Source organism: Arcticibacter sp. MXS-1 (genome assembly GCF_041902385.1).
Taxonomy (GTDB): Bacteria; Bacteroidota; Bacteroidia; order Sphingobacteriales; family Sphingobacteriaceae; genus Arcticibacter.
In genome coordinates, this window is the sequence record NZ_CP169244.1 from 3,406,792 (window position 1) to 3,433,728 (window position 26,937).

Sequence of the window (26,937 nt, forward strand, 5' to 3'; positions counted from 1 at the left end):
AAATTTCGTATCTTGAAAGCATGCAAACGGCACTGGAAGAACTATCAAAGGACGAGCTAATCGCCGCTTTCCGCCGTTTGGAACATGAAAAAGACCAGCAAGCCCAGGCACAAAAGCAGGAGATCGACCTCCTGAGGGCTCAACTGGAAAAGCTCCGCCGGATGCAGTTTGGCCAGAAGCGTGAACGCTTCATTGATCCCCTTCAGCAGGCCCTTCCTTTTGAAGCCCCGGCAGAAGAGAAACAGCAGCAGAAGGAAGCCCTGGAGCAGCAGATCACTTATGTTCGTAAACGGCAATTTATCCAAAAGCTGCGTGCCGCTCTTCCAGCTCATCTTCCGGTAGAAACCGTAGAGATCTATCCCCAAGGCGACCTGTCAGAGATGGTCTGCATCGGCAGCGATATCACCGAAGAGCTCGACTGTGAGCCCGCCCGCTTCTTCATCCGCCGCTATGTTCGCTATAAATACACCAGCAAAGACGGTCAAGGCGTAAAGACCGGCGATCTTCCCGAGCGGGTCATCGACAAAGGTATACCCGGAGCAGGCCTGCTGGCCTCCATCCTGGTAGATAAATATGCCGATCATTTACCCCTGTATCGCCAGAAGCAGCGGTTCGCCCGGGAAAATATCCCGATCGCCTCTTCGACTATCGAAGGCTGGACCCGCCAGGCGCTGGAACGATTGGAGCCGCTGTATAAATGCCTGGAAGAGGACACCAAAGCCCAGGGATACCTGCAACTGGACGAAAGCCCGATCAAAGTGCTCGACAGTGACAAGAAAGGTGCCGCCCACCAGGGCTGGTACTGGGTCTGTCATGCTCCACTGGAAAAGACTGTGCTCTTTGTCTATCATCCTTCACGCAGTAAAGAAGCGGCGGCTGGCATTCTAAAAAACTTCAAAGGCTATCTCCAGACAGACGGTTATGCTTCTTACAAGCAAACCATTGCACGCAAGGAGGTCATTCACCTGGCTTGCTGGGCACATGCCCGAAGATATTTCGAGCAGGCCCTTACGGGTGATAAGGCCCGGGCCACCCATGCCCTGAACCTCATCGGGCAGCTGTATGCCATTGAACGAAAAGCCACAGAAGAAAGCTTACCCGCCGACCAGGTCAAGGAGCTCCGGATGGAAAGATCTCTGCCTGTGATCAACGAACTCGGTAAATGGATCTTCACTGAGAGCAAGCACGTGTTGCCCAAAAGCCCGATCGGAGAGGCGATGAATTATGCCCGGAACCTGTGGGACTCGTTAAGCGCCTACCTCTACGATGGAAATCTGCTGATCGACAATAACGGGGTGGAGAACGCCATCCGCCCGCTGGCCCTGGGAAGAAAGAACTATCTTTTCGCCGGATCACATGAAGCGGCCAAACGCGCCGGAATGATCTACTCCTTCTTTGCCAGCTGCAAGAAGCACAACGTCAATCCTTACCTGTGGCTCAAATACGCCCTGTTGAACGTGATGTCCATCAATCATAAGAACATCAGGTCGCTTTATCCCCAGAACTGGAAGCAGCCTGTTTAGCTGCTTTTTCCTGCCTTTTCTTCATCACCCGTAGGGTCGACAGATCGCTGCGTCCCAATTCCACCGGCGAAAGCATATCGGCGAATGCCTCCATGCTAATTCCATAAAATGTACATATCCGGTACATCATGATAAAGCTTCCTTCCCGCTGGTCTCGCTCAACTTTTAGATAAGTAGAGGTCGTCATGCCTATACCACGTGATACTTCGCTGGCGCTGTACCCCAACTCCTGGCGTAGTGCCTGAAGTGCTTTTCCTACTGTTGACATTCTTCAAATATACTAATCCCAATATCCTTAAACCATCCGATATACACCACAATCCACGATGCCTTTAACATTATTATTGGAAAATTATACCTGTACTTTATCACGAGGATACCTTGAAAAGCTCTACTTCTGCTTCCGAATTATTTTTTATTTTTTTATAATTGACAGCATACCCTAAGTTGGAATACTCATTTTTAATTTCTTCAGCCTTTCTCAGCGTTACTTCGTCATCCGTGATTGGGATTATGTCGACACCAAAATATCGGCTCTTTTTATAGACAAAAATTGAGATGTTTTTCTCTCGGGATATTTCCAATTCGAATCCGTAAGAGATATATAATTGTTCAAGTAAGTCTTTCTCTATCATTAACAGCTCTAGCTATTAGGTTTATTGGGTAGCTTCCAAAGCCAAACATCCGAAAATAATATATATATTAAAACTTTACTTAATTATTATTGTATGAGACCGTCAGTCAAACATCCTTCTTTCAACGACAATCTGCTCCAGCAAAGTTAACCCGCGAAGAAAAACCCGTAAAGAGCTTTTGCGGCATAAACCGCTTCGCTATTTATTCCACATTCTCTTGACTGACTTTTCTTCTTCGATTCTGGTGGCTTAACAGATTATCTCCTGATGGATTATTCTCAACCAACCCTTCTATGTCTCCCTTACTGGTCCAAACCGCTGGCTCCAAGAAATATCGTACGTGACACTTGATGTGTTTCGGTTCGGTTACTCTTATTAGACTGCTTCAGCTCTCAACGTTGCGAAAGCTAAGGAGCTATTTTCAGAGAAAGGTAAAATCCTTGGAAATAGCCTGGCTTGTCTCCAGGACCTCCTGCTTCAACAGCTGGCGTGCTAACCAATTACACTACTATAGAATCTTGATTAAACCCCGATGGATAACCCGATAGAAACCGGGTTTCCAGGTAACCTACACCTTGCCCATATAGGAATATCTTTACAAGTGGACAAAAGGGGAGTTGCTTCTTTATTATCTTGGCTGCCGTTGTGCAGCTTCTAAAAGTTTAAGTTTCACAGCGTCGTAACGCTCAAAAAGTTCGTTACGCCACTCCACAAAGTTAAGATTTTCGATTGAAGTAACCTTGCGCCCGGAAATAAATCTTTCATTATTACTGATGATACCGATGGCCCTAGCCGGACCATTTCTATATAGAGCGACGATCTGTGGTACTTTGCCAATTTGATAGGCAGTGTTACCCTCTAATGTTTCTGTAAACCAATGATAAACAGTTCTGCTTGTACCGTGGTTATTGTTTTTAGAAACGTTGTACTCACTCTCAAATCGTTGTTTTGCTTCCTTGTGGCGATATCCTTCCACCGTCACAAGCCCTGAACGGTCAGGCAATGGCAGCTTTTCTATCACTGCTTCTGTTCTCGTTCTCCATGAAATTCTATAACAGTGAAAAACTTTTTCGACGTCACGTGTGCAGTAGACGATTACAAATGAACCGGCCGTCCATGATGGTGGATATACTGATATCGCGTTTTTAATCGCTTCAAATACGATACTGGCTTTTTCTTCGACAGAGCAATTACTCTTGAACAGCAATCCTCGGTCAGCTTCGTCAATCAATTGCCCGATTACGATCGTTGGAAACAATACATCCCCGCAGTAGCCGAAAATATCAGGATGTTTTAACATTGCAAAAGTTTTACGGCCTTCTGAGAAAGTTTCTTTTATGCTTGTACTAAACTGGCTATCAGTTGTGATGTAGATTGCTGATGGACGATAGCCAAATTTGCTATTGTCTACCCCGACCCAGGTGGCTAATAATGTCATTTTAAAAGTTACTCATTTTTGGCTAAATTAATGATAATGCTTTGTTCCTAGGCTGTAATCCCCTTGCGATAAACAATATCTCAAGTAGGAATATCTTTGACACTTGAGTGGCGACGAAGCTAACCTGTTCTGGCAAGGCTAGCCAGCGAAGAAAAACCGGTAAAGAGCTTTTGCATAAACCGCTTCGCTATTTATTCCACATTCTCTTGACTGATTTTTCTTCTTTGATTTTGGTGGCTTAACAGATTATCACCTGAAGGTTTATTCTCATAATAGTTACAGTAGCTTCGAAAGTTTCCCTTCGTCGGGTAAGAACTTTCTTAACTCGTCCGGGATATGCCGGGTGGTTTTAAAAGTCGCAGCTCCCATTGCGTTGCTGACAGATCGAAAAGCGTACTCTACAACCGTATTTGATTTTTCCTTGCACAGAATTATCCCTATGCTCGGGTTCTCATGTGGTAACTTCACTTTATCATCAAGTACATTAAGGTAGAAATTCAGCTGTCCTGCATATTCCGGTTTAAACCTACCCCGCTTCAACTCGAAAGCTACCAGGCATTGCAAATGCCGATTGTAGAAGAGAAGATCAATAAAAAATTCCTGTCCGTCAACTTCAAGCCGGAACTGGTTCCCCAAAAAAGCAAATCCCTTTCCAAGGCCAAGAATAAACTTTCTAATATTGTTGACGATTTCCGTTTCAATGGCTCTTTCATCTTCCGATCCTTCCAGCTGCATGAAGTCCCATAAATATTCATCCCGAAATACTTGCAGAGCTGTATCCCTTAAATCTTTTGGAACAGTAGCTTCGAAATTATTCGGCAGCGTCCCCTGATGCTTATACAGATTCTCGGCAATCTTAAGCTCCAAGATTGATACTGACCAGAACTGAGTTGCGGCATGCCGGATGTAAAACAGACGCTCTTCCAGGTTTTTACATTTATTCAATAATAGCAGATGATGCGTAAAACTGACTGAAAAGAATAAATCCACGTCACTTTGGAATTGTGCAGTCGCCGACTGCACAATTCGAGGATCAGTTATTTGTGCAGTTGCTAACTGCATAAAGTTTGTGTTTGTATAGGCTTCAGCAAACTGCTTCATATTCATCAGGTTCCTGCGAGAGAACCCTCTCAGTCCGGGAAGCTCCTTTTGCAGATCTAAAGCCAGTTGACCTATTATTCTCGCACCCCAATTTCCAGAGGCGACTTTCTCAGACAACTTTACGCCTGTGCTCATATAAAGCTTTAGAAGCTCACGGTTGGCCAGCCTTGAAGCTTCATATCGGCTGTGAACTATATTCTGCTTTAATTCCTTGATTAGCTGCAGATACGATTGATTCTCTTCCATGCGACTATCCTAATTTTAGGCGAAGCTTAGCCATGTCATCACTTATTTTCTTTTCCAATACACGGGCATAAATCTGAGTAGTAGCAATTTTTGTATGCCCTAGCATCTTGCTGACGGTTTCAATGGGAACACCGTTGGAGAGAGTTACCGTGGTTGCGAAGGTATGTCGCGCTACATGGAACGTTAGGTTCTTTTTAATCTCGCAGATATCGGCTATTTCTTTCAAATAGCTATTCACCTTCTGATTGGATAAAGACGGGAATAACCGCTTATTCGCAGTCGCTCGGGGATCATCAGCGTATTTTTGCAGTATCGCCTGGGCTTTGGGTAGTAGCGGCGTGTTTACCGGAGTCAGAGTTTTTTGGCGAAAGGTCTTGATCCATCTGCCGTTATCAATACCTGTAATAATGTGGTCGGAGGTAAGGTTCATCACATCTACATAGGCTAATCCCGTATAGCAGCAAAAGACAAACAGATCCTTCACCATATTGAGACGGTCCACCATGAACGATTTTTTCTCAAGCTTTTGAAGCTCCTTCTCCGTCAGGAAGTCTTTCTCAATCTTCTGGTATTTAAACTTGTAGTTTTTAAAAGGGTCGTTTTTGATCCACTCCAATTTTATCGCCAGGTTGGTAAGCTTCCGCAAACGAATTAAATGTTTCATCACGCCATTGTTATTCATCGGCTTTTGATGATCAATGGGCTTGTGATTCCTCAGGTAGCATTCGAAGTCGACGACAAACTTATAATTGATCGCGTGCAGAAAGATGTCTTTCTTTTTGAACTGGCCTTGCAGGAATTTCTCTAAATACCGCTGCGTAACATAATAGTGCTTCAAAGTACTCCATTCCAATACCGTTTTGGCCTGCTCGTTATGATAGGCCATCAGTTTGTTAAGAGTATATTCCGGATCCCCATTCCCGAGAAAAGCATCTTTAAATGTTTCCATCGAAATGGTGCGACCGTTCGACAGTAAATCCTGATAGCAGTCACGTACTTTCACCCGCACCTCATCCAGATACTCATTTATTCTACGTCCTTCAGTACTGGTCCTCTTTCCAGAACCCTTGTCTTTGTCCCAGTGCTTTACATCCACCTGGTAGTTCTTGAGTGAGATGTAACTTTTTTCACCATTAATTACGAGCCCTAAAAAAACAGGTGCTTTACCGTCCTTTGTTCTCTCTGTCCTAACTTTAAAGTGGACCCCGAATGTGCTTGTTGTTTTCATAATCTTATTTGATACGTTTTCATACTCTTTGGCATTCGGCAATTGCAAACAGGTACCGGACAGCCGTATCAAACAGGGGCAAAACGGGTCAAATTATCGCAATTTATACGCATTTAACTATCTCTACTACAGTTAGTTACTCCCTATTAGAGTACCATAAAAGTAAATACTAATATTTGGTACTCTGATTGGTACCAGACAGATAGGGAAACTTTGGGAAAGATTGGTAGGCGTTAAAACAGAAACGCCTGTAAATCAGATAATTTACAGGCGTTTGATCCTCTTTGGGAGGTGCTTCTGTGCGCCCACCTGGGCTCGAACGTGGGATCCACAGATTAAGAGTCTGTTGCTCTACCAGCTGAGCTACGGAGTCGTCGGGTTTGGTGGTGCAAAGAAAAGAAATGTGTCTCGTTCAGGGAAAGATTATACAAAATAAACTTACCGATGCTTAATCCACGAGGAGATCTTTTGAAGTGCGACGGGATCGATAGTCTCTTCTATTTGCGAATACTCGACGATATTGCCCGTGATTGCTTTCTGTAATAAGTGGTTGAGCCCTGGCATTTCTACGATCTCTGCTTTTTTATTTCCTGCTGCAGCGAGTGATTGACGGATCCCCTGGAGGTTGTCGGAACTTTTTACCTGAGTGTCAAGAGATCCGGTAATGGCAAGGACAGGAACGGTGATTTTGCTGAGATAGTCGGCGGGCTTGAAATTGATGAAATAGCGATACCAGGGGTTGAGCATTTGAGCAGAAGTTTGAGCCACCGCCTGATCAATCGGCTGACCGCCCAGTTCCTCAGGGGCATAAGCTTTAAATCCTTCTCTAAGGAGCGAGTCCAGCCTGGGTTTTAAGGTCGCTTGTGACATCGTCGCATTTTTGACCAGCAAGTCGTCAACTTTATCGTACAAGCCCAGACTTTTTTGCACTAGTCCGTCGCCGGTCTTCATTAGCTTCAGCTGATCGCTGCGCTGCTGATGCATCAGCTGCCGGATGGGGACTCCGGGAGCGGAGAGGAGGACCAGAAACTGCACCGTCTTATTGCGGCTTGCTACCATTGGCGCTATCATCCCTCCTTCACTGTGACCGACCAGACCGATGGACACGTTTTTTAAGTCGGGTCGGGAGAGGATGTACTGTACCGCCGCTTCGGCATCGTCTGCGAAGTCGGCGGAGGTGGAGTTAGCGAAAGATCCGGTCGACTTTCCAACGCCGCGGTCGTCATATCTTAATACCGCTATGCCGTTCCGGGTGAGCCAGTCGCTGAGTACCAGAAAGGGGCGGTGGTTAAATTGCGCGATCTCTTCGTTGCGGTCCTGCGGCCCAGAGCCGGAGATCAGGATCACAGCCTTAGAGGCTTTAGCATTTGCAGGCAAGGTGAGGGTCCCCGAAAGCTTGTTGCCTGCCTTCGGGTTCGCGAATTCCACCTCTTCCTGTTTGTAAGGGAAAGCCAGAGGATCCTGTGGACGTTTGCTCTTCAACGCCTTATTGTCATTCTTCTTTTCATCCCTGCTAAGGGTGAGCGGGAGCGATAATCCGCCCTGGTTGAATGTTCCTTTAAGGAGACCGCTGTCGGCCAGATAGGTAGCGGTATATTTCAAGCCCAGCCTGGCGGCGCTGATCCGTAACTCGTTTCCTATAACCAGCGTTTCCTCGACAGGAATTCCTTTAGCTCCCTGATCGGGACTGTCGAGCGTGCTGGAGTAGGCATTGCCGGTCTTCGTCAGATGCAATACGAGCCGGAGGCGTGCGGTCGGAAGGTTTAATACACCATACCATGCGCCACTGAGGTCCTGCGCTTTGGCTAAGGTGATGAATGTAGTGAACAAGAGGCAGAAGCTGATTCTTTTCATGATGCTGATGGTTTAGAGCTTTTGATCTATACGAAGATAAGAGAGTGAATGGATTTCAGAAGAACTATTCATGAGTTTCACCCACAAACAGGGATGAAAGTTGCTGAATATTCTTTGTGGCCATTTAATAGAAGCTCTATTGAGACGGCCTCTTTTTTATACCATTGGCAAGGCAGAGGAATAAAAGAAAATATATATTTGTATATGGACGCATTGATTATTTATCCTGAAAATAAGGAGCAGCTTTCAGCTATAAAAGCAGTGATGAAAGCGATGAAGGTCGTTTTTGAAGAACGGAGCAACGTCTATCCGGAGCATGTGACGAATGGTGTGAAAGACTCGGTAAACCAGGCAGAGGAAGGGCAGCTTTCAGCGTATAAAGGAATCAGGGATATGCTGAAAAAGGAATGAGCCTCCTCGTATATTATACACCCCGCGCGAAAGAAACCCTTATCTCTGTTTACACATTTCTGAATCAAAAATTCGGTAATAGAGCTGCTGACAAGTTCGTTACAAAAGCTGAAAATACGATTGCCCTTCTGGCAGCACAACCTTACATGTTTAAGGCTTCAACAATAGCCCCTGAGATCAGGATTGCACTCATCACCCGGCAATGTTCTTTGTTTTATAAGGTGACAGAGAGTTCGGTCCAATTACTGTTTTTTTGGGATAACCGTCAGGATCCGCTTTTTTTCCTTTAGAAAATCGGTCGGCGCAGCACCTTTCTGCAGATCGGGGGGACTCGTTTTTTCCCTACAAGTCTGACAGTACCTACCAGAACAGCGTTCAATGCCTGTTTTGCTCGGAAATACCTTCTTTTATCCTGCCAAGCAGAAAAGAGGATTGCAAAATGTTATACCGATGTGTAATTTGTACAACTTACACCGGGCAGACCACTTAAACTCTTCCAGGCTAGCAGGGTAATAGAGTGCAGGCATTGCCGGAGGCGGCAGTTTTTTCGGCCTAATTTCTATTTTTGTTTGTATGAATTTGAAGCAGAGGATACTCCGAACCTTTTATCCACATATCATGCGCCTGACTAAGTCGGATCGGTCCAAAGGAAGGATCCTGTTGAACGAGAGCCTGGCAGTTCCTGCTGCATGTTTTTATGACCTTAGCGCCGTTTTAAACAATGGGACAGCGCGCCGTTTTAGGGAGTTCAGAGGTAAGAAGGTTCTTCTGGTGAATACAGCTTCGAACTGTGGTTACACCGGACAGTACCAGGAGCTTCAGCGGCTACATGAAGAGTACGGAGATCGTCTCGCGATCATCGGTTTTCCTGCTAATGATTTCCGTGACCAGGAACGGGGAATTGACAGAGACATCGCTGTATTTTGTGAACTGAACTACGGAGTTACCTTTCCTCTTGCAGCTAAAAGTTGCGTGCTGAAAGGGGAGGGGCAGAATGATGTGTACAAATGGCTAAGCTCTCCCGAGTTAAACGGCTGGAATAGTCAGGAGCCCGACTGGAACTTTAGTAAATACCTTATTAACGAGCAAGGAATATTGACGCATTACTTTGGTCCTGCTATATCGCCGCTGAGTGAGGATCTGTTGAAAGAGATTCGTGATTAGCGAGCGCGCAATTAGTTTTAGTGATCGAAATAATATGACGACCTTAACCGAAACAGGAGGAGCCAGAGTTGGCTCAGCAAACGTCACATGGCCGTTTGCGCAGTTGAAAGTGAATTCGAACCGACTCGAATTAAGCGCTTCTATTATTGGAGACTTTATATTCGGCCCTTCTGATGTTATTTTAATCGAGCCCTATCAGGTTCTTCCGCTTATTGGACAGGGGATCCGGATCAGGCATAAAGTTGGGAAGTACGACGAGAAGATAATTTTCTGGACATTTCAGGATCCGGCAGAACTGATCATCAAGATTTGGGAAACCGGCTTTTTAACTCCTGGTTCTATTCCCGCTCCCGTTGAATCTATAGAGCCGGAGGTAATGGAAAAGCAGGCCCAGGGCGGCTTCCCAATCAAAAAGTCGATAGCTGTCGGCGTTGTAGTAGTATGGAACCTCCTGTTTTTAATCGACCTGATAGTCTTCCTAAGTTCAGGTAAAGCAGGTCGGCCACTGGGTTATGGAGCATTATCGGCTCTCGGGATGGTAATTGCGATATCTGTCGCTCTGCTTTGGTCGTCCGGGGTAAGGGAAATGATACTGAAGCCAGGCAGAGACATAGAGGGAATGAAGAGGTTTCTGTATTTCATAATAGCAATCTTCCTGGCAATGGTGCTTGGCATTATTTCCATTATGTGAGGAAGCCCGGTAAAGTAGCCTGACTTATTTTGAAACAAAGTGACCTGAATCAATTTTTCTAATAGTAGAACGTCTTAACTTGCCTTAGCTAACCAGATATAAGCGAAATGGCACATAAGCGGGATGATCTGCTCTGGAAGGGCCTCCTGGAAGACTTGTTTGTTGATTTCCTGCGGTTCTTTGTGACGGACGCAGACAAACTCTTTGATTTCAGCAGGGAGCCTTTGTTTTTGGATAAGGAGCTCGAACAATTGTTCCCGCCCGAGGGGGACGAGTTTTCTCCTAAGGTTGTCGACAAGCTGGCGCAGGTATACACGCGCGAGGGGAAGGAAGAATGGATCCTGTGCCATGTAGAAATTCAGGGGCAATACAGAAAGGACTTCAGCAGGAGGATGTACAGTTACTACTCGCGTATCCTGGACAAATATGACCGGAGTATCGCTTCTTTTGCCATTTTTACGGAAGCGAGCACTCGGATGCGTTCCAACATCTACGAGCGGGAGTATCTTGGGACAAAGCTTCTGTACAAATTCAATACCTACAAGGTCGCAACTCAGAGCCGGGAGGATTTGCTGGGCAGTAACAACCCTTTTGCTCTTGTAGTGGCAGTAGCTCAAACAGCTTTCACCGGCAGGCGTATAAAAGACAGCAGGAAGCGGGATGAATTGCTGCTCCATCTGAAGCGGCCCCTGGCGCGTGAATTGCTGTCAAAGGATATAGCAAAAGAAAAGATCCGGGTGCTGATGAACTTTTTACGCTATTATGTGCGTTTTGATAATGAAGAATTTAGCGCTATTTTTGAGGAAGACGTTGAAGAATTAACAGAAAGGACAAACGCTATGGGAATTGAACAACTGTTGCTGGAAATGGCTGAAAAGAGAGGCGCTTTGAAAGAAAGAGCCAAAGTAGAGCGGCTGCTGGCTAAAGCTGAAGCGAAAGCTGAAGCCAAAGCGAAAGCGAAAGCAGAAGCTAAAGCAGAAGCAGAAAAGAAAGCTGCGGCCTTGAAGATGAAGAACAGCGGCTTTAGTATTGAAATGATCACGGATATTCTCGGACTTTCTAGTGACGAAATAGAGAAGTTGTGAAAGGCCTCCCGGTCTCCAGACTGTTTTATTTTTTATACTTATTAAGCACGTCTTTTTTGAATCCTTGCAAAGTGCTTAGGTGAGAGGGCCACCTCGTCTTTTTTGTCTCACATCGAGAAACAACTACCAAGTCTTCATGTATCGGTATCCAGGCGTTATCTCCGCCTGCACCTGTTCCCTGGCCTGTCAGAGATGTCCAATGTGGCAGCAGACGCCTTGCAGAAAAAAGTGCAAAGACTCCAGCAGCCTACTTGCTGCAGTCTTCGCACCTTTTGATAAGACTAGTACCCTTTATTCTGGGTGAAGGTCTTGTTCACATCCATGGTAGATTGTGGGATCGGGAATATTCTTCTGAAAGGATCAGTAGCTGGTTTAGCCGTATAGGGAAGATCGAACTTTCCGAAACGGATCATCTGCTGCCGCCGGTACATTTCCCAGTACATCTCGTAGCCTATTTCCTTGTATAGCCTCGCTTCGTCAAGAGAAGTTATTGGGCTGCCGGGAGCATTGTTGTACAGCGCCTCACGCTTTCTGGAGGTTCTGAGCATGTTGATGTCGGCCATGGCCTCTGCAATTTGTCCATTTCGGAAATAAGCTTCAGCCCGCAGTGTGTAAATACCACCTAAGCGGAAAAGGGGAATATCCACTTTGCTTGAGCCATTCCCTTCCTCGGGGTCATACTCGAACTTGAAGATCCGGGCTCCTCTGTTGATCTGATTCTGTGCGAGGACGGCTTGAGAGGAATTGTCGAAGTTCAGCTCAGGGGTGAAGTCCATACGTGTTTCCTTGCTTTTTTCCATGTAGAGCGCAGACACTTTGATTCGCCCATCAGCCGTCATTTCAAAACCTCCTGCTGCTGTTAGCCTGGGTCCGTACTGAGGACCGGCAAGGATTCCGGAATTGAAGTGGAACCAGGGAAGGCCTTTGCTGTTTGGCACAATATCGGATGCAGGAACGCTTCCCTCGGCATCATTCATAAACCAGGTACCGTCCTTGTATTGATACTTTCTGGAAAAGCGCGGGTCGTCATGGTTCCCGTCCCAGGAATGATAAAACTCAGGTGTGGTGCACGACCCGTTGGTTCCTCTGTTTGCCGGAGACGGCCTCTGGTTTCTCTCGACACACATATAACCAAAGTCGTTGTCGCCGTTACGGATGTTATCGATCTTTTGAACCACGACGAAAATAAGTTCAGGGGCTCCCGAATTCTCAATGGAGAAGTTGTCGAAGTAATTGCTGGCCAGATGGAACTTGCCTGAGTTAATGAGGAGGGAGGTGTAGTAGATCACTCTGTCCATGTCAGTGCCGCTCCCGTTCACTGCGGGTTCTTTAAACTGAAACGAGGAGGCATAACGATCTTTGTACACGGCTCTGTTCATATACATGTTTGCAAGCAAGGCGTATGCTGCTTCCTTTGTGAATCGGCCGTTGTGTGTTCTCTGCTCTTTGAGATTGGCGAGGTTAGGGATGAGGCTCTCCACTTCTGTGATCAGCTCGTCAATGGCAGTAGCTGCCTGTCTGATCTCGAGAGGAGCGTTATTAACCTGCGGATCTTTGTAAGGCGCCTGGCCATAAAGGTCTAGCGTGTTATAAGTGTAGTAGGCGAGCAAGCCTTTTGCCTCTGCCAGAAAGAGCTCTTTTTGCGCAATATTGCTATTGCTGATGCTCCTGATGGCAGCAAGCGACCTGGTGATGCCGTCGGTAAGAAGGTTCCAGTTGTCGGTTACAATGGGATTGTCGGGCGCCCAGGTAAATTCATGCATCGCCCTCCATTTGCCTCCGTCGCCCCAGTCGCTTCCTCTTGTAGGGAGCATCGCAACGTCAGTGGTATACTCCTGCATGGCGAAAACGCCGCCGTTGTCGACAAAAGTACGGTCGCCCAGGCGGTCATATGCAGCAGCCAGCGCTTCTTCCGGGCTCGCTAACTCTTCTCCTCGCAGGACTTCGTCAATAACTACTTCATCCAGTTTTGTGCAGCCTGCCATGAGCAGGAACGTCAATATGAAAAGGATGTTCTTTGGGGTTATAAATCTATCTAGTTTCATTGCTATAGTTTTAAGGTGGCTCCAAAAATGAATGTCTTGGCAGTTGGATAGCTGGCGTAATCAATGCCGAGTGACTGATTACCTCCGTTTGCTTTTGGACTATTGATCAAAGGATCGTATCCGCTGTAGTTGGTGATCGTAAAGAGGTTCTGCCCGGTGACATACAATCCGAGTCCCTGAAGCCACTTTAAGCTGTTCATCTTGAAATTATAGCCTAGCCTTACAGAGTTCAGCCTCAGGAAATCTGACTTCTCAAGATAGAGAGTAGATAAGAGTGGCGCATTGGCTGGGGTTGCTCCTGATTCGTAATACCTGGTAGCGACGTTCCTGTCGGAAGCGAGGTTGTTGATGTTAAGGGCGTTCAGGCCTGTGTTATTAACCAAATAGCCGCCGCTCTGCCCAATGAAAGAGAATGAAAAATCAAAGTTCCGGTAGGTCATCTGGCTGTTTAATCCGTAGGTGAACTTGGGAAGTGCTCCCTCGAAGATCCTCCTGTCATCGCTGTTGATCACGCCGTCATTATTGACGTCTTTGAAAATGGGGACGCCCTTGTCGTCATAGCCCAGATGTTCGATGAGGAAAAATGAGCCGGCAGCGTATCCGCTTCTGTAAATATTGGCGTTAACGCCCGACTGTCCCGGACCGGAGATTGTTCCCGACAGGATCTCGGAGATAGGCAAGTTCTTGATCTCGTTATCAAGAGTAGCGCCATTGACGTCCAGAGACCAGCTGAAGTCTTTCTTGTTAATGATGCGGGAGCCGAGCATCAGTTCCAGTCCCTTATTGACGATCTTCCCGTCAATGTTTGCCCAAACGGTAGTGGTTGGACTAAGTACCGGGGCGGGAATGTTCAGGATCGCATCGGTAGTGGTCTTGTTGAAGTAATCGATGGTTCCGTAGAGCTTTCCTTTCCACAGGCCGAAATCCAGTCCCAGGTTGTACTGCGTTACCACTTCCCATTTCAGGTTTGGGTTGGGAGTGCGGGCAATAGAAACTCCGTTAACAAGGTTTAAATCATCGTACAGGTAATAGCCTTCTGTGCCAGTGAGTGCGTAGCTTGCTTTGGTGATCTTGTTCTCAACCTCCTGATTACCGGTTTGTCCCCAGCTTCCTCTCAGCTTCAGCTCGTCAAACAGAGAAAGGCCTTTCAGAAAGTTTTCCTGTGCCATGTTCCAGCCGAGGGCGAATGAGGGAAAGTATCCGTATTTGTTGTTCTCCCCGAATCGGGTAGATCCGTCGGCACGAAGCGATGCTGTAAGCAGGTATTTGTTGTCATAGGAGTAGTTAAGCCGGCCGAAGAAAGACTGGAGTTCATTTTCCTGAGCGTAACCTGTTACACCTGCCTGTGTGCCTGAGTAAGCGGGATTGTTTTCGGGCAGTACGTCTGTCTGTGCCTTGGAGATGGCGGTTAATGCAAAGCTGCTTCCAGACCGCTGAAACTTCTGATAGGAGAACCCTCCAAGCGCTTCCAGCTTGTGTTTATCAAGGATCAGATTGTAGTTAAGGTAGTGCTCAAGCAGGAGGCTTTTTGAATCCATGTGAAATTCTACATACCTGCCTGTCGGATTGAGGTCTGTGATGTTGGGAAAGATCGTCGTGTTCCTTTCGGCGACTGAACGATCTATGCCGAAGTTGAGCTTGTATTCCAGCCCTTTTAAGATCCTGAAAGAAATGTCTGTATTTCCTAAAACACGTAAGGTGCGGGTACGGTCATTATAAATGCTGAGAAGATAAGCGGGGTTATAATGAGCGTTCATGTTGAAGTTGGTATATTTTCCGTTCTCATCGAACACGGGCTGGGTAGGATTGGCCATCAGGGTGTGGACGATGAGCTGTCCGTTTGATCCTCCATCGTCGCTGGTCGGAACTCCGTCATCTTTCGTCTCACTGGCGGTAAGATTGATGCCAATCTTCAGTCTTTGATTATCGAGGAAAGACTCGGATGCATTCAGGCGGCCTGACAGTCTTTTGAAATTGCTGTTCTTTACAATCCCTTCCTGATCCATTTGTGCAACTGATACATAGTAATTGCCGGAAGTGGTTTGACGGGCGAAGGACAGCGAGTTGTTCCTGGTAACCGCTTTGCGGTAGATCTCGTCTTGCCAGTCGGTGTTGCCTCCGTGGTCGAATGCCGGACTTGTAAGGGCCTTGCGGTACTCCCCGGCGGACAGGACATCGAGTTTATGAGCCACCGTAGACAGCCCCAGGTATGAATCGGCCGTAAGTGTTCCTTCGCCCTTTTTGCCTTTCTTGGTAGTGATGATGACCACCCCGTTTGACCCTCTGGCTCCGTAGATCGCAGCTGCTGAAGCGTCTTTTAATACGGAGATTGATTCGATGTCGCTGGTGTTAAGGAAGTTCAGCGGGTTTTTGGCCCTCGAGGAGCCAAAGCCAACGTTTTGTCCGGCGGGACTGACATCGTCGTTCGTCAGGGGAAGTCCGTCTACCACGAAGAGGGGCGTACTGCCGCTTCTGATGGAGCCGACACCGCGAATAGTGACGTCGACACCTCCGCCGGGCTCACCACTAGCACTCACCACTCTCACTCCCGCTACCTTTCCCTGCAGGAGGTTATCGGCAGAGACCACTACTCCCTGGCGGAAGCTTTTCTCGTCGATCTGGGCGACAGCACCGGTGACATCTTTTCTGGTCTGCTTCCCATATCCAACCACCATCACTTCGTTCAGGCTGGCCGAATTAGGCTCAAGGCGTACGGTAACCGTTGTTCCTTCGACTTGTACCCTCTGGGTTTTGTAGCCAAGGAAGGTCACCTCCAGTGTCTGGCCCTTAGACGCATTGATGGAGAAACGGCCTTCCGCATTTGTAACCACAGCGGTGTTTGTTCCCGAGATTTTCACAGTAGCCCCCGGGAGCGGTAGCCCGCCTTCGTCGATAACCCTGCCCTTGACCACCTGGCGCACAGGCTGCACGGCTTCCGCTAAATTCGGTCCGGGCCTTTTCGTTATTAATACAAGGTTATCAATTACATTGTAAGTGAAGCCTGCTTTGGCTGACAGCTCTTTTAATACTGCCGGAACTGGCTGAGTCATGCTCACCGTGTACATCTGCTTGTCGGCAATGATGGCCTCTCCATAGCTGAACCGGTATTTGCTTTGCTCGCTGAGACGGGTGAAGATACTGACCAGTGTGGCACTGACAGTAGCGTTGCTGCTGGTACTCCTTGCTGTGTTCGTTTTTGGGAAAGCTGACAATGCAAGCTGTAAAAAAAAGACAAGGAACAAAGAGCACTTTACTGTTTGCTGAGTATATTTATGATACATGTTTAAGTTATTAATTGTTAATGCTTAACTATAAGCCGCATTGTTCACAGCAATGCGGCTGTGTTTTTTAAGGAATAGCTGTTATTGTTTTGTCATACAGTTTTAGTTTTAAAGGTGTTACATAGTTGATTTGATCCAGGATATCATTGATGGGGGCGTTCCTCTTTATAAAAATGGTAAGCCTTGTGCTCAATTGGTCCGAGCTTATGGCGTTATAAGTCGTGCCGTATCTGAAATTGAGAACCTTCAGGACCTTGTCAAGGCTTACGTTGTTAAGCTGAAGGTCTGCGCTGTACCAGGCAAACAGTAACTCTTCGGCTGCTTTTCGTTTCTCCAGGCGATTGTTAAAAAATGATGCTTCCTCCAAAGGGCTGAGATCAACGCTTTGCTTGTCGCTGCTCACTCTTACATGTCCTGTCATTACCGCCACAGTAGTGCGATCGGCCGCCAGGGCGATGTGAAAAGAGGTGCCGAGTACCTGCGTTTTGATTTTGCCGGCTGAAATGATAAAGGGATGAGCCTTGTCTTTTGCTATCTTAAAGAAGGCGTCTCCTCTTAGCAGCGATACCGATCTCGCTTTTCCTGAAAAGCGATCGGGATATTCAAAAACTGAGTTAGCGGCCAGGTATATAATTGACCCGTCGGAAAGCGTCACAGAGTCGGGAGAGGAGGATGTGGAAAGGCGGTTTACAACTGGTTGATGCCCTGGCGACAGAAGCAGATAGGAGAGGACAAAAAGGAATGCGATAGCAGCCGCTGCTGAATAGTTGTACCATGCCAGCTTTCGTACTCTTTTCTTCCTTTCCTGCTCAATCCTCACTGTAATAGAAGCAGAAACAGCGTCGCGTGTCTCCATTGTTTCCTTTTGCCATTCTGCGCGGTCATACTCGTGGCGGAAAAAGTCGTTCAGCAGCTCTTTTCCTGTACCGTCTCGTGTTTCTCGTACATTTTTTTCTGCCAGATATCGAAGCAGGTGTTTTTGCTTTTCTTTCATTGTACTTATCGATCTGATAGAAGTACCATGGAAAGCGAAAAAATACTATGGGGCTGCGTTATGGAATCTTTAACAAATGGTTAAAAAAAGAGAGCAGGCAAGAAAGGAGGGAGCGAAATAACGGATAGCTGGGCTGCCCCTATCTTCATCTGCTTTAGAGCTGTCGTAAGCTGATTCTTTACTGTCTGGGGTGAGACATTTAGCCGCGCGGCAATTTCATCTATCCTTAGTTGTTCCAGCTTGTTAAGAATAACGATCTCTCTTCTTTTAATGGGAAGTGTGTCGAGCAGCTGATACAGCTTTTCAATGAGCGGATTGTCTGCTTCGTTGCTGTTTTCTACCAGGTAGTCTTCAAAGCAGTCCTCCAGAACGCGCGTATCAAATTGTTTTTTCCGATATGCTTTTAGTATTTGCTTCTTTGCTGCCCCGAACAGATAGGCGCTGATGTCAGAGATGCTGGTCTTCTCCTGCCGTTGCCACAGGTCGACGAAAATGTCTTGAACAATGTTTTTAGAAAGATCTTCGTCGTTTGTAAGCTTAAGGCAGAATACGTATAATTTCTCCCAATGCTGCCTATATACTTCGTCAAAGTTTACCGGATTCTTCATTGAGGGTGATTCTTCTGGAAAGACGAATTAATAAAAGATACATGCATTCAACCTTAGCTTAAGGTTATATTTAAATTAAGCGTTACGTGGGAGGGCGTAGGATAATGACCAGGGGAAACATATCGGCTGTCTCCGATTAGCGTTGGGAGCTACAACTGGAACTCGAGCTTGCCGGTAACAAAAAAAGGGCTGCCCGGTCGGGCAGCCCTGAGCATCTCTGTTCTGGAAATCATTAATTAAAGGACGTAGAGATGTTTGTTATCTTCCAGCCTTTGGCGGTGTTCGAGAAGGTGACAAAGTTGACCTTCGAAAAGCTGTCGTACTTCATCGTTACCTTAACGATCGATTGTGCCGGGCTGAACTCAATAAGCTTGTAATCGGTTTTGCAATTTTGTACTACGTTTTCATGCGGCTTTAGCGTTTCGAGGAATTCCCCTTTGCTATAATTAAGCACAGCGTCACCTCTGGAGATCGTATATTTTGCTCCCGGATCCAGCAGGCTCGCCAGTTCCTTTAACTTTCCGTTGTTCATCGCATCAATGTAAGTGCCGACTGCACTTTCCATTTTTGATTTGCTATTCGCTGATTCGTCTGCTGCAAATGCAGAAACTGAAAAGAGAATCATGAATGCGGCTGCCAGAGATTTGAACGTTTTCATTGTTTTAGTGATTTGTGAGTTATTGTTTGCGTTTGTTTTCTTTCCTTGTTTGACGATTCGAAATTACCTTCATTCCAGCCGGCTGTAAAAGCTAATTAGGCGACATGCCGGAACTTTTCGGTGAACGTCTGCTTTTTGCCGGTGAAATAAGAGATCTGTCATTGTTCATTTAACTGTTCTTCCCTTACCATGATGCCAATTCATGGCCATGTTTGTTATCTTGTTGATTGTTAGTTGGTTGATATTAGTGTGCCGGTGCGGATTGTCCGCATGCGGATGCTTACTGTCCGCTTTTGAACCAGGCCCTCTGATCATCAGGCGATTTCTGAGTAAGGACAAGATGTCGCGTTTTTCAATGTTGGAACAAATATTGAATCAAGCTCTGAAAACTAAACAATGGATACATTATACAGAACGAAGGCCACTGCTACCGGGGGTAGAAATGGTCATGTAGAATCTGCCGATGGCGCGCTGAATGTTGACGTACGGGTTCCGAAAGAAATGGGAGGGCCGGCTGGCACGAACCTCAACCCTGAAACTTTATTTGCCGCCGGCTATGCTGCTTGTTTTGACAGCGCGCTGGCCCATGTAGCAAGGACTGAAAAGCTCCAGACTGGTACCACAAAGGTCACAGCTGAGGTTGGCATAGGAAAGTTAGAGGATGGCGGATTCGGCCTGGCAGTTAAACTGGAAGTGGAAGTACCCGGACTGGATAAGGCGGAGGCAGAAGAGCTCGTGCGGAAAGCTCATCAGGTTTGCCCATACTCTAACGCTACCAGAGGAAACATCGAAGTGGAGCTTGTGGTTAAATAAATGGGCACCTGCCCGGACTGATTGAAATAAGTGTCAAATTTACAGGACTTGCTACAGGTCACATATCCGGGTAACCAGCATCATTTTTAAAAAGCGTCTTACAGGTATTTTTGGTCAAAAAATTTGACGTTTATAATGGAACCTGTAAGACGTATTTATTTTCCTCCTGTCAATCTTATCGGCCCCGGCGCCATTCAGGAAGTAGGAGTTGAAGTTGAAAAGTTAAAGCTTAAAAAACTCTTAGTAGTTACTGACAAAGTTCTTCGTTCTGTTGGAGTGGTAGACAAGGTAACGAGTGTTTTAGATAAAGCTTCCATCAAATATGTGATCTTTGACGATGTAAAGCCTAACCCCACTACCCGCAACGTGTACGATGGACTTGAGCTTTTCAAGGCTGAGGGCTGCGACGGATTGCTTTCCATTGGTGGCGGTTCTCCTCAGGATGCAGCTAAAGCTATTGGTATCCTGTTTACCAATGGGGGAGAGATGCCTCAGTACGAAGGCGTCAATAAATCAAAGAATAAGTCAGTGCCCATTGTGGCAGTAAATACAACAGCAGGAACTGCTTCTGAAGTAACGATCAACTACGTGATCACAGATGAAGTACGTAAGATTAAGATGGTGATCGTTGATCCGAACTCTCTGGCTTCTGTTGCTGTAAATGATCCTGAACTGATGATCAACAAGCCAGCCGGTCTGACTGCAGCTACGGGGATGGACGCCTTGACGCATGCTATCGAAGCCTATATCACGAAAGGAGCCTTCAGGCTTTCTGATACGCTGGCATTAGAAGCGATCAAGCTGATCGGTGAAAGTCTGGAAGATGCTGTGACCGATGGCAAGAATCTCGAAGCGAGATCTAAGATGGCCTGGGCTTCTTATATCGCCGGATTGTCATTCTCCAATTGTGGTCTGGGAATCGTTCATTCAATGGCTCACCAGCTGGGCTCAGAGTATGACCTTCCTCACGGGGTAGCAAACGCACTGCTTCTGCCGTTCGTTGAAGAGTTCAACTCCGCTGTTTGCCCTGAGAAGTTCGGTAATATAGCTGCCGCTCTTGGTGTAAAGGTTGAAGGACTGTCAGTAGAGGAAGCACGCAATGCTGCAATTCAGGCGTTGAAAGATATGGCGGTTAAACTTCGTATTCCGAAGTTAAAAGAAACTTCCTTTAACCCTGCAGACCTTGACAAGCTGGCAGCACAGGCAATGGCCGACGCTTGTACCGGTGGAAATCCAAGGGAAGTAACAGCTGAAGACATAAAGGCAATCTTTATGAATGCTTACGAAGCATAATTTTTTTCCTTCAGAAAAAAACAGGCCGTTTGTACTTATCAGACGGCCTGTTTTTTTTATGCTTGTTACTTGCCCGATAGCGACTCAAGCCGTGCGGCTATCTTCTGCAGCATATCCGGTTTAAGTGATGCAGCAGCTCCCTGATGCTCGGGCTCTACCATGGCCCTGTAATGGCGCTCTTCATCAGGTTCGAACATAACCGGCACCTCTTCTACAATCACTTCTATTCTATACGTATACCCGCGCGGTTTTAACGCAGCTTCAAATTCCATTTGTCTGCCCTGGTATTCTATATCGATCACAAACGGTTCTTCCATCACGTAAAGGTAGGCAAATCGAAAATACTACCTCCCGATTCAGTTGCGTATTTGCTCTTTGCCGGGTTTTTTCCTATTTTAGGAAAGCTGTTACAAGTAATACATCTACTTCAGTAACTCAAAGAGCAGAACGTATTAACCAATTAGTTCACTACCGTTATCTTATGGAAAAAATTGACAGCTTGTCTGATGAAAGGCTTGTTGAATTGCTGCAAAGGGGCGAGCAGAAGGCCTTTGCCGAAATCTATAACCGCTACTGGAGGGTCCTGTATTCCAGTGCCTACAGGCGTGTTAAACATGCAGAAGCCTCCGAAGAAATTGTGCAGGATGTCTTTACCAAGCTTTGGTTAAACAGAGTGAACCTGAACATTCGTACTTCCACTGGCGCTTATCTTCTCACCGCGGTGAAATACCAGGTGATCAATTATCTGGAAAAGGAGTATGTACGAAGAAATTACCACAACAGGATAGCGTGGACGGCTCCTGATGCTGTAAACTCCACAGAAGAAGAAGTGCACCTGAGAGACCTTACCAGGAACCTTAAGTCTGCTGTGAACAGCCTCCCGTCTAAGTGTCGCTCTGTATTCACCCTCAGCCGGATGGAGTACAAAACAAATCGTGAGATCGCCGAAGCACTGGGTATTTCTGAGAAGACCGTTGAAAATCAGATCAGCAGAGCGCTGAAAAAGATTCGTGTGATAATGGCAAATTGCCTCCTGTCTGTATTCCTGATGGGAATGAACGTTGTTCTTGACGTTTTTGATTGGTAATAGAAAAAATTGCAGGACTTGTTGGGGGGAGAAGGCGAGTCGCCTGACTATATATTTAACTAACCGATTTTTTTACCATTAAAGACCTGACAGTGAAAATATCACATCTGCTAATCAGGAAATATTTGCGGAACGAGTGTACCGGGGAAGAGATGGAGCAGGTCCATTTGTGGTACAATTCCTACGAATTGGACGATGATCCGCTACCCGGACTCACAGACCTGGAGCTTCAGCAGTTAAAGGACCGGATGTTCAGCAGAATACAGCGGAACATTGCCAGTTGCGAGCCAGAAGAAAGAAAGGCAGTTCGGATCGCCAGATTAAAGCCGATTGCATACGCCGTTGCGGGAACTGCAGCCATGTTTCTACTTGTCCTGGCTGGCAGTTTTCTGTTGTCGCGTAGCGCAGCGGACCGCCATGCTGCTCTCCCGAACGGGAAGATCACTGTCCTGAATTCAACAACGAGTATCCATAAAATACTGCTGCCCGACAGCTCACGCGTATGGCTCAGTCCAGGAAGCAAAATAGAACACCCGCGGTACTTCGGGAGCCGGGCGCGGCGCGTAGAACTGGAGGGTGAGGCATTCTTTGAAGTAAAACACGATAAACGCCACCCCTTTGTCATCAAAAGTGGCGGCGTGCTTACCAAGGTGCTTGGAACGAGCTTTAGGATCAGAGCCTATTCGAGGAATAATTCTACGGAGGTGTCCGTGCTTACAGGAAAAGTTACAGTATCTACGCTTTCTGACCGGACCAAAGAAGTGGTCCTGTTGCCTAAAGACAAGGCCACCTACAGCAAGAGCACTCATTCAATAGAAAAAGGTGAAGATAGCAGCGAGTCGATGGCGTTGTGGAAACGAGCTTCTTTGAGGTTCAAGGATGTGCCGGTGGCGCGTGTTGCCGAAGTGCTGAATGAACGCTTTAATGTCAGAATTGTGACCTATGACGAGGAGATCAAGGGCTATCTCCTGAATGGTGACTTTAGCGACCAGAACCTCCCGGATGTTCTGTCTATGCTGGAGCAGTCTTTAAATATCTCGTATCAAATAACCGACACTTACATTATACTCCGTAAAAAGAGAAGTTAACCGTTATGAAACAACAAAAAACAGATATGCCGAAGTAAACAGAACGCACAACGTCGAAAAGATCCGGAAGTGTCTGCACCACTTCCGGACAATGTTTTACCCCGTTTGTACCCACCTGAATAACAGGTGTCAGGGGATAATTGTCTCATTTTTAACCAAAAACAAAACGAACGAATGTATGAAATTTAGTTTGGATACTCCAATTAATTGGTGGAAAATTATGAAGATAACACTAGGTCAGCTGGCTTTTGTGATTGCGTTCTCCGCCGTAGCCTACGCCTCGCCGGGTAAGGCCCAGGGACTGCTGCAGCGAACAGTTGAGGTCTCCGGCAGTGAGGCAAACATAAATGAAGTCCTGCAAGCGGTAAGCAGTCGTGTGGGGATAAAGTTCGTGTATAGCCCCTCTGTCGTAGATGTTAGCAGAAAAGTGTCGGTACAGGCGGGAAAACAAACATTGAGTGATCTTTTGGCTACGGTCCTCAGTCCGTATCACATCTCTTACGTGGTAATCAACGATCAGGTTGTCCTGAAGAACAACCCGAATAACGCCTTGTCTCAAACGATTGAAGCGAGACCTGATGAAGCGAAGGAGGAGGAGCAGCAGCAACTTCAGGTAACCGGAAAAGTAACAGATGAAAAAGGGGTCGCGCTCCCTGGTGTAAGCGTAAAGGTGCGGGGATCAAAGGCTGGGGCCTCTACTGATATTAACGGTGTCTACAAGATCGCAGTTCCTCACAGGAATTCTGTTTTGGTTTTTACTTACATCGGATTCCCAACTACGAGTATCACGGTTGGAGGGAGAACCGAAGTGAATGTCCAGCTGAAGGCAGGTAGTACTGCGCTGTCTGAAGTTGTTGTGGTGGGGTATGGTACTCAAAAGAAGGAAACCGTGACAGGCTCGGTCGCCACAGTAAAAGGAACCGATCTGCAGAAGTCCCCTTCTGTCAACCTCTCGAATGCGATTGCGGGAAGAATGCCAGGCGTGGTGGCGATGCAGTCGAGTGGCGAACCGGGCTACGATGGGTCTGCCCTCAGAGTGCGCGGATCAAATACGCTGGGAAATAACGACGCACTCGTCGTAATAGATGGGGTGCCTGCAAGGCCAGGCGGTTTTGAGCGACTGAACCCTGCTGATGTGGAGAATATTTCGGTGCTGAAGGATGCTTCCGCCGCTATCTACGGAGCGCGGGCAGCGAACGGAGTCATCCTGGTAACCACCAAAAGAGGTAAGACAGGCAAGACGCAGCTTTCGTATACCTTTAACCAGGGTTATTCTCAGCCCACGCGGATCCCCGAGATGTCTGATGCCCTTCAGTTCGCTGAGCTGAGGAATGAACTCGACCTGTTTGGCCTGCCTGAACAAGAGTGGGCTGCCGGATGGGCGGCCTTCAAATCGGCAGGCTCTTTTACCCGCCCAAACGGATCGGTAGCCAATGCAACCTTTAAGCCTGATGACTTTCAAAAGTTCAGGGACGGTTCAGACCCCTGGGGCCACCCCAATACCGACTGGTATAAGGCTGCCTTCAAAGAATGGGCGCCGCAGTCGCGCCATACCATTCAGATGAACGGGGGATCGGAGACTGTCAAGTATCTGGCGTCACTCGGCTATAACAATCAGGATGCCTATTATAAAAACGCCGCGACCGGCTACAAGCAGTATGATGTGCGGGTTAACCTAGACGGAAAGATCAATAAGTACATTAATGTCAGCCTGGGCCTGAATGGTCGCCAGGAAAACCGGGAGTTCCCTACACGGAGTGCGGGGACAATATTCCGGATGCTGATGAGGAGCAGTCCGACGCAGCCTGCTTACTGGCCCAACGGGATGCCTGGACCTGATATTGAAAATGGTGAAAACCCCGTGGTCATCTCTACCAGCAAAACCGGATACGACCGGGATACTCGCTACTACTTCCAGAGTAATGGGAAGGTTGACATAGACATTCCCTGGGTAAAGGGGCTGAGGGTGACCGGAACGGCTGCTGTTGACCGACTGATCAAACAAACAAAGAACTGGCAGACTCCCTGGTTCCTTTATACCTGGGACAAAGTGTCATACGAAGCCGATGGTGTTACCCCCAGGCTAACTGAAGGCAAGCGGGGCCCTGATCAGCCACTGTTAAATCAGGGCGACGAGAATCAGCTGAACGTGCTGCTTGGTGCTTTGGTCTCTTATGAACGTTCTTTTGGGCCTCACGCGGTGACCTTACTGGCCGGAACTAACAGGGAAACGATCGACTTTAGTCGCTTTGGTGCCAGTCGCCGTTATTTCATCTCGACCGTTATTGACCAGCTGTCGGCAGGCAGTGACCGCGAAAAGGATAACTATGGCAGTGCATGGGAGAGGGCCCGACTCAACTACTTCGGCCGCGTGGCTTATAACTACAAGGAAAAATACCTGGCTGAGTTCCTCTGGCGGTACGACGGCTCCTACATGTTCCCCCAGAACAGCCGGTACGGCTTTTTTCCTGGGGTGCTGGCAGGCTGGAGGATATCAGAAGAAAAGTTCTTCAAAGATAATATCAAGTTTATAAGTTACCTGAAGCTGAGGGGCTCCTGGGGGCAGCTCGGCAATGACAATATCGTGAGGCCGGGCACCACCGACGAGTTAATGGAATATCAGTATTTGTCGACCTATGGCTTCGGGAACTACGTGATTGCCGACCAGGTGTCGCGTACACTATTCGAGACGAGGGTCCCTAATCAGAACTTTACCTGGGAAGTGGCGAACAATACTGACCTCGGGATCGAAGGTGAGCTGTTTGGCGGGAAGATCAATTTCGAGTTCGACTACTTCGTGAACAAGCGAAGAAATATTCTGTACCCCCGTTTGGGTTCTGTACCCAAGAGTACCGGGATGACACTGCCGCCTGAGAATATAGCCAAAGTGAATAACAGGGGCTATGAGTTTAAACTGGGCCATAGCGGAGAAGTTGCAGGAGTGAGATACAACCTGAGCGTGAACGGCGGATACGCCAAAAACAAGATCATCTTCTGGGACGAAGCACCGGGCGCACCGGAGTGGCAGCGCTCTACCGGAGCTTCTACCGACACCTACAATTTCTACGTATATGACGGCGTCTTCAGGGACGAGCAGGAGATTGCCAACAATCAGATCGACTACAGCGCTCTCGTTGCCGATCTGCGCCCCGGCGACATGAAGTATAAGGACATCAACAACGATGGGAAGATCAACGGCGACGACCGCCAGCGGATTAACAAGTCGAGGAACCCCACCTTCCAGGGAGGTTTTAACATCGGCCTCCAGTATAAGCAGTTCGACATGACCGCCCTTTTCCAGGGAGCTACGGGAGGACTTTTATACATCGGTACCGAGTCTGGAAGTATCGGCAACTACCTGGAGTACACCTATAAGAATCGCTGGTCGGTCGATAATCCCAGCTCTGATCATCCCCGTATTGCAGACCGGGGCAATACCTATTACTCAACCGATAATACCTATTGGCTGAGGAGCAGCAACTATCTGCGTCTCAAGAACCTGGAGATCGGTTATACCTTGCCAGTCACGGTAGGCAGGAAGATAGGCGTGAGCTCGCTTCGTGTGTATGTAAACGGCCTGAACCTGATCACCTGGGATAAGATGAAGATCTGGGACCCCGAGTCCACCAGCGGCAACGGGCAGTATTACCCTCAGGCAAGAATAATCAGTACCGGCGTTTCTGTAAGTTTTTAA

Annotated in this window: 23 protein-coding genes; 11 read left to right on the forward strand and 12 right to left on the reverse strand. The window is 47.3% G+C overall.

Annotated features, from left to right (window positions below; translation table 11 throughout):
• Window positions 1–20: 20 nt before the first annotated feature.
• The gene (locus tag ACES2C_RS14715; RefSeq protein ID WP_374163840.1) at window positions 21–1,523 is read left to right on the forward strand and encodes an IS66 family transposase; all 1,503 of its coding nucleotides are present in this window, start codon (window positions 21–23) and stop codon (window positions 1,521–1,523) included.
• On the opposite strand, the gene ACES2C_RS14720 is transcribed toward ACES2C_RS14715, so the two are convergent.
• The 6 genes from ACES2C_RS14720 to ACES2C_RS14745 all read right to left on the reverse strand — a co-directional run bounded on the left by ACES2C_RS14720 (window position 1,483) and on the right by ACES2C_RS14745 (window position 8,025).
• Window positions 1,483–1,791, reverse strand: coding sequence for a helix-turn-helix domain-containing protein (locus ACES2C_RS14720; RefSeq protein ID WP_374163841.1), 309 nt, complete (start codon window positions 1,789–1,791; stop codon window positions 1,483–1,485). The genes ACES2C_RS14715 and ACES2C_RS14720 overlap by 41 nt on opposite strands.
• Before the next feature lie 100 nt (window positions 1,792–1,891).
• Complete coding sequence (locus ACES2C_RS14725) at window positions 1,892–2,158, reverse strand: hypothetical protein (protein ID WP_374163842.1); 267 nt, start codon at window positions 2,156–2,158, stop codon at window positions 1,892–1,894.
• 628 nt (window positions 2,159–2,786) lie between these two features.
• Window positions 2,787–3,596 carry a hypothetical protein gene (locus ACES2C_RS14730; protein ID WP_374163843.1) on the reverse strand — a complete coding sequence of 270 codons (810 nt, stop codon included), beginning with the start codon at window positions 3,594–3,596 and terminating at the stop codon, window positions 2,787–2,789.
• Between the two features lie 276 nt (window positions 3,597–3,872).
• Window positions 3,873–4,943 (reverse strand): YhcG family protein, encoded by a 1,071-nt coding sequence (locus tag ACES2C_RS14735; protein WP_374163844.1) that lies wholly within the window; start codon window positions 4,941–4,943, stop codon window positions 3,873–3,875.
• A 4-nt stretch (window positions 4,944–4,947) separates the two neighbouring features.
• Window positions 4,948–6,171: a site-specific integrase gene (locus ACES2C_RS14740; RefSeq protein WP_374163845.1), complete on the reverse strand. Its 1,224-nt coding sequence runs from the start codon at window positions 6,169–6,171 to the stop codon at window positions 4,948–4,950.
• Window positions 6,172–6,609: 438 nt separating this feature from the next.
• Window positions 6,610–8,025, reverse strand: a complete 1,416-nt coding sequence (locus tag ACES2C_RS14745; protein WP_374163846.1) for an alpha/beta hydrolase family protein — start codon at window positions 8,023–8,025, stop codon at window positions 6,610–6,612.
• 204 nt (window positions 8,026–8,229) lie between these two features.
• On the opposite strand from ACES2C_RS14745, the gene ACES2C_RS14750 reads away from it, so the two are divergent.
• The 5 genes from ACES2C_RS14750 to ACES2C_RS14770 all read left to right on the forward strand — a co-directional run bounded on the left by ACES2C_RS14750 (window position 8,230) and on the right by ACES2C_RS14770 (window position 11,376).
• Window positions 8,230–8,436 (forward strand): DUF2683 family protein, encoded by a 207-nt coding sequence (locus ACES2C_RS14750; protein ID WP_374163847.1) that lies wholly within the window; start codon window positions 8,230–8,232, stop codon window positions 8,434–8,436.
• Window positions 8,433–8,726: a type II toxin-antitoxin system RelE/ParE family toxin gene (locus ACES2C_RS14755; RefSeq protein WP_374163848.1), complete on the forward strand. Its 294-nt coding sequence runs from the start codon at window positions 8,433–8,435 to the stop codon at window positions 8,724–8,726. The genes ACES2C_RS14750 and ACES2C_RS14755 overlap by 4 nt, the downstream gene beginning before the upstream one ends.
• A 283-nt stretch (window positions 8,727–9,009) precedes the next feature.
• A complete protein-coding gene (locus tag ACES2C_RS14760; RefSeq protein WP_374163849.1) occupies window positions 9,010–9,600 on the forward strand; it encodes a glutathione peroxidase in 591 nt (196 codons plus the stop codon).
• 34 nt (window positions 9,601–9,634) lie between these two features.
• Window positions 9,635–10,291: a hypothetical protein gene (locus tag ACES2C_RS14765; protein ID WP_374163850.1), complete on the forward strand. Its 657-nt coding sequence runs from the start codon at window positions 9,635–9,637 to the stop codon at window positions 10,289–10,291.
• Window positions 10,292–10,398: 107 nt separating this feature from the next.
• A complete protein-coding gene (locus tag ACES2C_RS14770) occupies window positions 10,399–11,376 on the forward strand; it encodes a hypothetical protein (RefSeq protein WP_374163851.1) in 978 nt (325 codons plus the stop codon).
• A 281-nt stretch (window positions 11,377–11,657) separates the two neighbouring features.
• On the opposite strand, the gene ACES2C_RS14775 is transcribed toward ACES2C_RS14770, so the two are convergent.
• The 5 genes from ACES2C_RS14775 to ACES2C_RS14795 form a co-directional block, all read right to left on the reverse strand.
• Complete coding sequence (locus ACES2C_RS14775; RefSeq protein ID WP_374163852.1) at window positions 11,658–13,421, reverse strand: RagB/SusD family nutrient uptake outer membrane protein; 1,764 nt, start codon at window positions 13,419–13,421, stop codon at window positions 11,658–11,660.
• Window positions 13,422–13,423: 2 nt separating this feature from the next.
• Entirely contained in the window at window positions 13,424–16,633 is a 3,210-nt protein-coding gene (locus ACES2C_RS14780) for a SusC/RagA family TonB-linked outer membrane protein (protein ID WP_374163853.1), read from the reverse strand.
• Window positions 16,634–16,769: 136 nt separating this feature from the next.
• Complete coding sequence (locus ACES2C_RS14785) at window positions 16,770–17,696, reverse strand: FecR family protein (protein ID WP_374163854.1); 927 nt, start codon at window positions 17,694–17,696, stop codon at window positions 16,770–16,772.
• A gap of 80 nt (window positions 17,697–17,776) precedes the next feature.
• The gene (locus ACES2C_RS14790; protein ID WP_374163855.1) at window positions 17,777–18,304 is read right to left on the reverse strand and encodes a sigma-70 family RNA polymerase sigma factor; all 528 of its coding nucleotides are present in this window, start codon (window positions 18,302–18,304) and stop codon (window positions 17,777–17,779) included.
• Window positions 18,305–18,536: 232 nt separating this feature from the next.
• Window positions 18,537–18,962: a nuclear transport factor 2 family protein gene (locus ACES2C_RS14795; RefSeq protein ID WP_374163856.1), complete on the reverse strand. Its 426-nt coding sequence runs from the start codon at window positions 18,960–18,962 to the stop codon at window positions 18,537–18,539.
• Window positions 18,963–19,358: 396 nt separating this feature from the next.
• On the opposite strand from ACES2C_RS14795, the gene ACES2C_RS14800 reads away from it, so the two are divergent.
• Both ACES2C_RS14800 and ACES2C_RS14805 read left to right on the forward strand, forming a co-directional pair.
• Complete coding sequence (locus ACES2C_RS14800) at window positions 19,359–19,775, forward strand: organic hydroperoxide resistance protein (RefSeq protein ID WP_374163857.1); 417 nt, start codon at window positions 19,359–19,361, stop codon at window positions 19,773–19,775.
• Between the two features lie 135 nt (window positions 19,776–19,910).
• Entirely contained in the window at window positions 19,911–21,068 is a 1,158-nt protein-coding gene (locus ACES2C_RS14805; RefSeq protein WP_374163858.1) for an iron-containing alcohol dehydrogenase, read from the forward strand.
• Window positions 21,069–21,133: 65 nt separating this feature from the next.
• Here ACES2C_RS14805 and ACES2C_RS14810 read toward each other — a convergent pair whose 3' ends face one another.
• Entirely contained in the window at window positions 21,134–21,385 is a 252-nt protein-coding gene (locus tag ACES2C_RS14810) for a hypothetical protein (protein WP_374163859.1), read from the reverse strand.
• A gap of 164 nt (window positions 21,386–21,549) precedes the next feature.
• On the opposite strand from ACES2C_RS14810, the gene ACES2C_RS14815 reads away from it, so the two are divergent.
• The 3 genes from ACES2C_RS14815 to ACES2C_RS14825 all read left to right on the forward strand — a co-directional run bounded on the left by ACES2C_RS14815 (window position 21,550) and on the right by ACES2C_RS14825 (window position 26,937).
• Window positions 21,550–22,155 carry an RNA polymerase sigma-70 factor gene (locus ACES2C_RS14815; protein WP_374163860.1) on the forward strand — a complete coding sequence of 202 codons (606 nt, stop codon included), beginning with the start codon at window positions 21,550–21,552 and terminating at the stop codon, window positions 22,153–22,155.
• A 92-nt stretch (window positions 22,156–22,247) separates the two neighbouring features.
• Complete coding sequence (locus ACES2C_RS14820; protein ID WP_374163861.1) at window positions 22,248–23,243, forward strand: FecR family protein; 996 nt, start codon at window positions 22,248–22,250, stop codon at window positions 23,241–23,243.
• Between the two features lie 220 nt (window positions 23,244–23,463).
• Window positions 23,464–26,937: a TonB-dependent receptor gene (locus ACES2C_RS14825; RefSeq protein WP_374163862.1), complete on the forward strand. Its 3,474-nt coding sequence runs from the start codon at window positions 23,464–23,466 to the stop codon at window positions 26,935–26,937.

Excerpts from the sequence above, each read along its gene's own strand:
- ACES2C_RS14795 (WP_374163856.1), bottom strand. The coding sequence starts at position 18,962 with ATGAAAACGTTCAAATCTCTGGCAGCCGCATTCATGATTCTCTTTTCA.
- ACES2C_RS14815 (WP_374163860.1), top strand. The coding sequence starts at position 21,550 with ATGGAAAAAATTGACAGCTTGTCTGATGAAAGGCTTGTTGAATTGCTG.
- ACES2C_RS14825 (WP_374163862.1), top strand. The coding sequence starts at position 23,464 with ATGAAGATAACACTAGGTCAGCTGGCTTTTGTGATTGCGTTCTCCGCC.
- ACES2C_RS14760 (WP_374163849.1), top strand. The coding sequence starts at position 9,010 with ATGAATTTGAAGCAGAGGATACTCCGAACCTTTTATCCACATATCATG.
- ACES2C_RS14755 (WP_374163848.1), top strand. The coding sequence starts at position 8,433 with ATGAGCCTCCTCGTATATTATACACCCCGCGCGAAAGAAACCCTTATC.
- ACES2C_RS14740 (WP_374163845.1), bottom strand. The coding sequence starts at position 6,171 with ATGAAAACAACAAGCACATTCGGGGTCCACTTTAAAGTTAGGACAGAG.
- ACES2C_RS14730 (WP_374163843.1), bottom strand. The coding sequence starts at position 3,596 with ATGACATTATTAGCCACCTGGGTCGGGGTAGACAATAGCAAATTTGGC.
- ACES2C_RS14785 (WP_374163854.1), bottom strand. The coding sequence starts at position 17,696 with ATGAAAGAAAAGCAAAAACACCTGCTTCGATATCTGGCAGAAAAAAAT.
- ACES2C_RS14715 (WP_374163840.1), top strand. The coding sequence starts at position 21 with ATGCAAACGGCACTGGAAGAACTATCAAAGGACGAGCTAATCGCCGCT.
- ACES2C_RS14725 (WP_374163842.1), bottom strand. The coding sequence starts at position 2,158 with ATGATAGAGAAAGACTTACTTGAACAATTATATATCTCTTACGGATTC.
- ACES2C_RS14720 (WP_374163841.1), bottom strand. The coding sequence starts at position 1,791 with ATGTCAACAGTAGGAAAAGCACTTCAGGCACTACGCCAGGAGTTGGGG.
- ACES2C_RS14765 (WP_374163850.1), top strand. The coding sequence starts at position 9,635 with ATGACGACCTTAACCGAAACAGGAGGAGCCAGAGTTGGCTCAGCAAAC.
- ACES2C_RS14800 (WP_374163857.1), top strand. The coding sequence starts at position 19,359 with ATGGATACATTATACAGAACGAAGGCCACTGCTACCGGGGGTAGAAAT.
- ACES2C_RS14735 (WP_374163844.1), bottom strand. The coding sequence starts at position 4,943 with ATGGAAGAGAATCAATCGTATCTGCAGCTAATCAAGGAATTAAAGCAG.
- ACES2C_RS14790 (WP_374163855.1), bottom strand. The coding sequence starts at position 18,304 with ATGAAGAATCCGGTAAACTTTGACGAAGTATATAGGCAGCATTGGGAG.
- ACES2C_RS14810 (WP_374163859.1), bottom strand. The coding sequence starts at position 21,385 with ATGGAAGAACCGTTTGTGATCGATATAGAATACCAGGGCAGACAAATG.
- ACES2C_RS14770 (WP_374163851.1), top strand. The coding sequence starts at position 10,399 with ATGGCACATAAGCGGGATGATCTGCTCTGGAAGGGCCTCCTGGAAGAC.
- ACES2C_RS14775 (WP_374163852.1), bottom strand. The coding sequence starts at position 13,421 with ATGAAACTAGATAGATTTATAACCCCAAAGAACATCCTTTTCATATTG.
- ACES2C_RS14805 (WP_374163858.1), top strand. The coding sequence starts at position 19,911 with ATGGAACCTGTAAGACGTATTTATTTTCCTCCTGTCAATCTTATCGGC.
- ACES2C_RS14750 (WP_374163847.1), top strand. The coding sequence starts at position 8,230 with ATGGACGCATTGATTATTTATCCTGAAAATAAGGAGCAGCTTTCAGCT.
- ACES2C_RS14745 (WP_374163846.1), bottom strand. The coding sequence starts at position 8,025 with ATGAAAAGAATCAGCTTCTGCCTCTTGTTCACTACATTCATCACCTTA.